Annotated in this window: 7 protein-coding genes and 1 pseudogene; all 8 read left to right on the top strand. The window is 44.4% G+C overall.

The genetic code is table 11. The features are described from left to right. Positions 1-1,222 (top strand): annotated as a pseudogene (locus JZ784_RS17395) (hypothetical protein); the annotation flags it as partial. Between the two features lie 45 nt (positions 1,223-1,267). Beyond that, a complete protein-coding gene (locus tag JZ784_RS17390; RefSeq protein ID WP_346315775.1) occupies positions 1,268-2,410 on the top strand; it encodes a hypothetical protein in 1,143 nt (380 codons plus the stop codon). Continuing rightward, the gene (locus tag JZ784_RS17385) at positions 2,407-3,507 is read left to right on the top strand and encodes a phage BR0599 family protein (RefSeq protein WP_346315774.1); all 1,101 of its coding nucleotides are present in this window, start codon (positions 2,407-2,409) and stop codon (positions 3,505-3,507) included. The genes JZ784_RS17390 and JZ784_RS17385 overlap by 4 nt, the downstream gene beginning before the upstream one ends. A gap of 1 nt (position 3,508) precedes the next feature. Further along, on the top strand, positions 3,509-3,724 hold the full coding sequence (locus JZ784_RS17380) for a hypothetical protein (protein WP_346315773.1): 216 nt from the start codon (positions 3,509-3,511) through the stop codon (positions 3,722-3,724). Next, complete coding sequence (locus JZ784_RS17375; protein ID WP_346315772.1) at positions 3,721-3,942, top strand: hypothetical protein; 222 nt, start codon at positions 3,721-3,723, stop codon at positions 3,940-3,942. Before JZ784_RS17380 ends, JZ784_RS17375 begins: the two co-directional genes overlap by 4 nt. Next, positions 3,908-6,700 carry a phage tail protein gene (locus JZ784_RS17370; RefSeq protein ID WP_346315771.1) on the top strand — a complete coding sequence of 931 codons (2,793 nt, stop codon included), beginning with the start codon at positions 3,908-3,910 and terminating at the stop codon, positions 6,698-6,700. Before JZ784_RS17375 ends, JZ784_RS17370 begins: the two co-directional genes overlap by 35 nt. Continuing rightward, positions 6,693-7,502 (top strand): LamG-like jellyroll fold domain-containing protein, encoded by an 810-nt coding sequence (locus JZ784_RS17365; RefSeq protein WP_346315770.1) that lies wholly within the window; start codon positions 6,693-6,695, stop codon positions 7,500-7,502. The genes JZ784_RS17370 and JZ784_RS17365 overlap by 8 nt, the downstream gene beginning before the upstream one ends. A 43-nt stretch (positions 7,503-7,545) precedes the next feature. After that, positions 7,546-7,929, top strand: coding sequence for a hypothetical protein (locus JZ784_RS17360; protein ID WP_346315769.1), 384 nt, complete (start codon positions 7,546-7,548; stop codon positions 7,927-7,929). Positions 7,930-8,062: the final 133 nt, after the last annotated feature.

Here is an 8,062-nt window from a genome sequence, read left to right as displayed (position 1 = left end):
GTTTTATGCAGCACGCGACATCGAATTATCCAAAGGCCAGCGTGATCAAGCCGTCAAGTATCTTGATGAGGAGTATCTCCACGAACTTGGCCTAATTAAACTCGCCAAAGAACAGCGCATCTTTCAAATGCAGCAAGGTCTAATGAATGCTAATGCTCAATCTGAGCGCTATTGGGAGCTTGAGCGCCAGCGCATTGAGCTGAATGTAAAAGACCTTGATGAACGCAATCGGCAACTGGCAATTGCCAATGTATTGCAAGCAGAGGAAAAGCAAGGCAACTTTAGTACCGCAGTAAAACAGTGGAACAGCATCAATGCGGATATGACCGGCACAACCGAGCAGTTCAATCTTGAAAAAGAGCGCTTTGATCGTCTAGATGCATCCCAAGCATTATTTGACGCTGAGTTGGCACTGGCAGGTGAAAACTACGCATTGAAAGAGCAGGCATATCAGGCTCATGCAGATCGCATGAACTCTATTGAAAGTGCCTATCAGGTTTCATCAATGCAGCTGCAGTTGAGCTATGGTGAGAGCATTACAAGCTCCATGGCTACTATTATGAAAGCCATGGGCGGTGAGCAGTCTAGAGGCTATCAAGTAATGTACGCAATATCAGAGGGATTTGCTGCCTCGCAAGCGGCTTTATCACTGATCACCAACATTGCTAAAGCATCTGAAATCGGTTTTCCTCAAAACATCCCGATGATTGTAGGGGCTATAGGGCAGGGAGCGCAGATAGCAGCGATGCTAGCTAATATTCAGGCGCCTACTGGTTATGCTGCAGGCGGTCATATTACTGGAAAAGGCACAGGGACGAGTGATGAGATTCCGATTATGGCCTCTAATGGTGAGTTCATGTTTAAAGCAGCAGCGGTTAAAAGTTTAGGCCTTGATGCTCTGAATTATATGAACGTTACCGGTAAGTTCCCTAATGCTTATGCTGATGGCGGACTTGTAACACCAAAGGACACATATCGCGTAGGTATGGGAACTGTGGATGCGATTAACCGAGGTGCTGATGTTCAGGCCGAACGGCAGGCGCAGGCGATTGCTAAATCCAATACAGCAACCCAGCAGGCCCAGCCACTCACTATCATCAATCAAATTGAACAGGATGATTTGGTTGGTAATTATATGCGTGGAGCTGTGGGCGGGCAGATTTTAATTAATCAAATTAAGGCTAACCCTTCTGACTTTAAAGCCGCACTCGGCATACCATAAGCTCACTTCGGTGGGCTTTTTTTCTAACTGATTTTAAGGAGCAATATGAAAATCCAAACGGAACTTTTTGGCGAACTTGTATTGCTCAATGAATGCACGCTGGTTGGGTCATCCGAATCACTAGCTTTCAGTACTTATATGTTTGAATCGCACAACGGCACAGAGCAGCGCACCGCGTTGCGTGAAACAGCGTCACAAGTTCTGAATATTGATTATGTGACTGTACGAAAAGCCATGGGGCAAAATTTCAATGTGCTGCATGGCGGGTTGCGCTTAAAGTGGGCTGTTCCGGTCGATATTGAATGGCAGCGCGTTGCCGCCGCATCGGGTGATTTTATTGCCTGCAACACGGCAATTTATGATTACCGGCATGATTCCCTGGCATTAATCAAAAAAGCCAGCGAGCGGTTTGTCGTTGAAATTAAGGAAGTACGTAGTGATGGGCTTAAACTCTATCAGTCCGTAGATCTACAGAACTTCACCATATGCCCACTACGAGTGGGCTTTATTTTGGGTGATGTTTCCTCATCAATCAATGCAATTTGGGGGCAACCGAAACTGCAGTTTCAAGTGCTGGATGCGCCGTATATGAGTTCGCCAGAGCCCGCACAATTTTTAGGGCAGGACCTTTATTTCAAACGATTGTTATTGGATGGTGGTGCTTTGAATGTGACAGTACTCCAGCAACAAACAGTTGTTGATTTTGGCCTTGGCCCAATTGATCAGCATACAGATTGGCTGCATGCCAAATACGGCAAGCCGATGCGCTCATTGATGAAAACCCAGCAAGACTTATTTGAATACCGGCAATTCCTGTTCCGCCGGCTCGGCATGTACCGGCCGTATTGGATGCCGACTTTTGAGCGCAATTTCTATGTAACAAGCACAGGCAATGTAGCTGCTGTGCTGGATGTTGAATCAAATCAGTATTTAGAGCTTGCCGCGCACCGCAAGCATATCGCAATCAAAGCCAATAATGTCTGGTCTGCGCATACAATCACAGCTGCAGTGAAAAATGGCGTCAATACCCGGCTGACGATTTCACCGGCATTAAATAAGCCTGCGGCAAGCATTCAAATGATCAGCTATTTAGGCCTGCACAGGCTGAATAATGACTCTACAGATATTCAGTACAAAGGCAGAAATATTACTGAATCCTCAGTTTCAATTTTGGAGATAGAGCCATGATGCAATTTTTTAAGCGTGTTCTTGGCAATGGCCGCGAAACGATTGCTCGGCGTGAGCTGTATCTTTTTAAAACCGGTTCAGTCGTTCGAGCATACACAAACGGTGACGCATTTGTTGAGCATTTGGGATATTCGTTTGAGCCACATGTGCTGAAGCGCGGGCGGCACAAATCGGGCACAACACTTGAAAAAGAAGTCATGGATATTGAATTTTCTCTACAGTCAGAGCTTGCACAAAATCTCTCACGCTCTGAACTTGAAGAGTTGACGACTGTTGAAATGTTTGCGTATGAAGGCACGCAATTTAATCAGTTCTGGTCTGGCCGCTTAGTCAAAGTGAAGCCAAAAAGTGACGGTATTACGCTGCAGTTTGAAACTGAATACACAAAAGTGGGTCGAAATGCTGTTACACGTAAAATTCAAGGGCCATGTCCGTATCGCGTATTCAGTGATGAGTGTCGACTGAATAAAGATGATTATGCAGTAAAAACTACGATCAAAAGCATTGATAAGTTGAGTGTTGTGCTGCGTGATCTTGAGTCGTACGCAGACAATTACTTCAAGATTGGAATGATTGAAGATCCAACCGGTGTCTTGATCACCATTGATGAAAGCAAGCAGAATTTACTGATTCTGAAGCGCCGCTATGACAGTTTCTCTAAATATGTGATCGAAGATGTTCAGCTTGCAGCTTTGTTTGCAACCATCGATGAAAAACAATTGGCTTTTGATACGGCTCAAACTGAATTGATTAACGCACAAGCAGATTTAGTAATCAAAACACAAGCTGAAATTGACGCACAAACCGTAGTTGATAACGCTAGTCCTGATGATCCAAATTATCAAGATTTGATAGATGCGCTAGCACTGGCGCAAGCTGAAAAACTGCAAGCCGAAACGGTAGTTTCAGACAAAACTGCAACGCTTTCTGTGGCTGAAACCGAATTACAAGCCGCAAAAGACGCAATCCCGCACGTGACACTTTATCCAGGCTGCATGCGAACCCCAACTGCATGTAAAGCCTACGGAAACATGCCGAATTATGGCGGCTTCCCTTTTGTGCCGACCGACAATCCTTTGGAAAAACAGGTGATCTGATATGGAAATGCTGATTTATGCAGTAGTCGCTATTGTCGTTTCGCTGATTGTCAGCTACTCAATGGCGCGCAGCCAGCAAAATAAAATTTCAGCGCAGGATGTAGAGGTTACGACCGCAGAAGAGGGTGTAACCAATAAAGTGGTACTCGGCACGCGGGATATAAAAGCCAGTGTCGTGTGGTTCGGCGATCAAGCAACACAGGCGATAAAAAAATGAAAATTTATATTCGGCATATTCGGGCAGCGGGGTACTGCAGAAAAGAGGGCGTTAAGCCCTTTTTTGATGCCCAAAAATGGGACTGGCCAGACTTTTTAGCAAACGGAATTGATGCCGATATTGTTAAGAAAACCAATGATGCGATGGCCCTAAAAATTGTAAATATTGCACAGGCAGAAGAAGATGAGCGGCGGAAAGAAGCAAGTAGTCGGTTATAAATATTTTGTCGGGTTTCACGCAGTTCTAGCGCAGGCCGGTGTTTATCTGCGCAGAATTTGGATTGAAGACAAAGAAGCCTGGTATGGCGGTGTGGGTAATGAGTCGAGCCGCATCTCAAAAAATGAATTATTTGGCGGTGATGATTCGGGCGGCGGTGTATCAGGTGATTTTAATTATTACATTGGCACACCGGATCAATTACCTGATCTATATTTAGAAAAAAACCTAGGGGTTGGCAATGTGCCGGCATACCGAGGTGTCAGTTCTTTTGTCTGGAAGCAAGGCTATATCGGCAACCAGAATTACATGAAAGACTGGAAATACCGCGTTTCGTATGTGAACGGGATTAACTCAAATGTAACCAATACGCCATCCAATTTTGTTTTTGCTTTTGACTGTTCAATGTCACTTGGTCCAAATGATTTTGTGAGAATGAAAAATACATTATCTAGCATTGTGAATACGCTTGTGTTTTTTAAAGAGACGTATTTCAACTGTGTGATGAATTTGCGTTTGATTGCATTTGATGCGACGGTCACATTCAAAGATTTTATTGATTTCCAAGTCAGTGATGCAGGTGCATTCGGTGATTTTATCAATAATAAAAAGCAAGTCAGCGGCTCATCATTTACTCAAATGATGAGCACCGGCTACGCATTTTTTGCTTCAAACCCAAGTGCAACCCGGAATACGTTTGTGATTGTTGCTGATGGTGAGGATGTTAGGGCTTCGCATACTGCTACAGCACAAAGTCATTTCAGTACAGTTAATCACTTTTGTCTTTATACGCAATTTATTAAAGACAACAGTAATGCAGACTTACCTGATCATATTGCACTTTCAAGCCTAGATAATACGCCAGAGGACAACTGGTGGCGTGAAGATTTAAAGCTCGGCGGTGGCTTATTATGCCCTTGGATTTGGACGGATGACGGTTCGGCTTTAATTAATGAAGAGGCATGGTTCGGTATCCGCACGGGTGAACCAGACATGAACCCAGCGGATATGCTATGGCTATGCATCACGAATGCGCAGTGGGGATTGGGTCAGCCTGAATCGATGCTAGATAAAGATTCATTTCTTGAAGCCTGGCGCGTGCTGAATCAAGAAGATATGTATATGTCTATTGTCTTTGACGATGAAGGCCAGATTCAAAACATTATCAACCTGATTTGTGAGCACATTGACGCGTCTTGCTTTGTTGATAAAAAGACAAATAAATGGACCTTAAAGCTGATTCGCAATGACTATAAAGCAGAGTCTTTGGTTGTGCTTGATGAATCAAATGTGCGTTCGATTTCAGATTATGAAATCCGAACTGCTGCAGAACAAGTGAATCAGGTTACGGTGACGTATTGGAATAAAGAAACCGGCAAAAACGCGACGTCTACAGCTCAAGATCCAGCGCGCATCGCGCAAAATGGCTTAGTCAATAAACCTGTTGAGTATGACGGCTTTACCAATGCAGACACTGCATACCGCGCTGCAGAGCGTGATTTGCACGCGCTTTCCAGCCCGCTGAAAGTGGTCACATTGAATGAAGTTCATCCGGATTTTGGCCGCAAACTGTCAGTCGGCGATGCTTTTACATGGAACTGGGGTATTCACGGTGTTGCAGGCGCAATCATGCGCGTAAAATCGATTGATTACGGTGATGCACATGATTTAAGTGTGAAAGTTGAAGCGATTGAAGACGTGTTTAGTACGCCAATGAATTCAGTCGCACCGTATGTGCCACCGTATGAAAACCCAATGAACCAGGCACCTGTGGATAATCCGACTGTTCGTGTGATTGAACTGCCGTATTACGATGCTGTGCAGCTGGCAAGTGAATCGGAAGTGAATGCTGAACTCGAAGCCGATCCAACTTTATCTAAAGCGGCTGTGATTGCCTCACGCTTTCAGCGCAATTCAATCAACGCTGATGTGCAGACTGGGCAAGGTAGCTATAGCTCAAAAGCCATTTTAGATTATTGTCCATCTGCTGTACTTAGCGCTGGCATTGACCGCATGCAGACTGTGCTTTCAATCAAAGACGGCACTGATCTTAATCTTGTTGAGATGAATGAATGGCTGCTGCTTGATGATGAAAAACTGGCTGTCACTGCGGTTGATCTTGTTGCAAATACAGTCACAGTGAAGCGCGGTGTGCTTGGCACTCAGCCTGCAGTGCATGCTGCTGAAGCCCAGCTGTATTTCTGTGATCAGTGGCTAGCTGTTGATAATACAGATTACTACGCGGGCGAAAGCGTGAATGCGAAAGTACTGACAAAAACCAGTTCTGCACAGCTTGCGTTAGCGCTGGCCACTGCTAATTCGATCACATTGAATGGCGAGGCGTACCGGCCTTATCCGCCTGCAAATGTGAAAATTAATGATGAATACTGGCCAGCAGAAATTGAAACGGATCTTGTGCTGACCTGGGTAGACCGCAACCGGCTGCAGCAAACAGGCGGTGAGATTCTGAGCTGGTTTGATGCAGGCATAACGCTTGAAGGCGGGGTCTCTTATCAATTGATTCTGACTGAGCGGGATGAAAATGGGGTTGAAGTGCAGACGCAAAATTTAAGCCTGGGAACTTTAAATACATATACGTTTTCAACGGCAGCAATGAATGTGAATACGCGTTCGATAGAGATTATTTTGAAGTCATTGAGAGATGGATATGAGTCTTTTCAATCATTTAAACACACGGTTGAATTGTCTCAATTCTTCTCAGCACCGTATGATTTAACAGTTGAGTTTAAAAATGACTAATAGACTTGAACTAAATTGGAAACTGGACGGCTTTGTAGATGAGCAGCGCTACTACTGCTCTGATACGCCGATTGATGTGAATAATTTGCCCGCGCCAAAGGCTGTTTTGGCGGGCAGTGCAAGAATGTATACGGATACAGATATTGTTGCTAATCGGCAGTATTTTATACGCGTCAGCGCTGTAAAAAATGGGACGGAAAAAGTTGGTGAACAGATCATTCTTGATGCGAAGGATTACAGCAAATACACAGCTTATTTCAGACTTATTGATTTTTTTGATAAAAAGGAAGGTGAGAGTTTAACAGCAGTTGGTAATGCAAAAATTGATAACCTTGCAGCCTATTTTGATGGTGCCGGAGACTGGTTGCAGCGTGCAGACGCAAGCGCGACAACTTTTGCGACCGGTGATCTCACCGTCGAATGCGAGTTTAAATGCGAACGCATTGGTACGCACACATCAGACCAAGTCCTGGTTGATAATTTCGTTAATGGCAGTGGCGGCTGGCAAATAGCACTGAAGTCAACTGGCAAAGTTTTTTTATATCTAAACACACCGAATATTGAGGCTATCGTATCTGCCAATTCATATAGCGACGGCAACTGGCATAAAGTCAAATGGACACGCAGCGGCTCAACAAACACGCTATCTGTCGATGGTGTTTCAGTGGGTACATACACAGATAAAAGAAACTTTACGCAAAAAACCAAAATTGGTGTGGGCGCGCAAATTGGGTCAAGAAACGCCAGTTATGATTTTAAAGGCTGGATTAGAAGATTAGGTTTTGCAAAACAAGTTTTATAGCACCTTCGGGTGTTTTTTTATTGCCAGAAATTAGGGGAAATTAATGGAGCCAGTCTCTACAAGCGGGTTTGCCGCATTTTTAAAGTTTTATGGTGCTGCAGTAGCTGTCACACTGGCCATCTGCTTGGTTGCAACAGTTGTCATCATGATGAGGCTGCCGCGTTCGCCGCAGGAGTGGGCTGTTGGCCTAATTTGCACAGTCGTCTCAAGCCTCACCGGCGGTGCATTCATTATCGTGAAATGGGGCCTGCATGAATGGGTAACCGATATTTGGGGAATGATCGCCTTGGGCGGTTTCTTCTTTATTTGCGGGCTGCCGGGGTGGGCCGTTGTGCGGTGGACGTTTAACTTCATCAACAAGCAGGAAGGAAAAACAATTGTTGAAGTTGTGAAAGAACTTAAAAATGCAAAGAATGACTTGGATTAATAAGGTTACAAAAAAATATGTGATATTAATCACAATATCTATTGAATATGGTACTAATTGGCAATAATATTTGCACTTGGTATTTTTAAGTAGGTCTTATTGATGAATGCAATTTTATGGGATGGCGAAAGTA

Origin of the sequence: Acinetobacter sp. CWB-B33 (genome assembly GCF_039655955.1) — a bacterium.
GTDB classification, from domain to species: domain Bacteria; phylum Pseudomonadota; class Gammaproteobacteria; order Pseudomonadales; family Moraxellaceae; genus Acinetobacter; species Acinetobacter bouvetii.
Note: the sequence above shows the minus strand (reverse complement) of the source record. Positions and strands in the feature narration are given on the sequence as shown.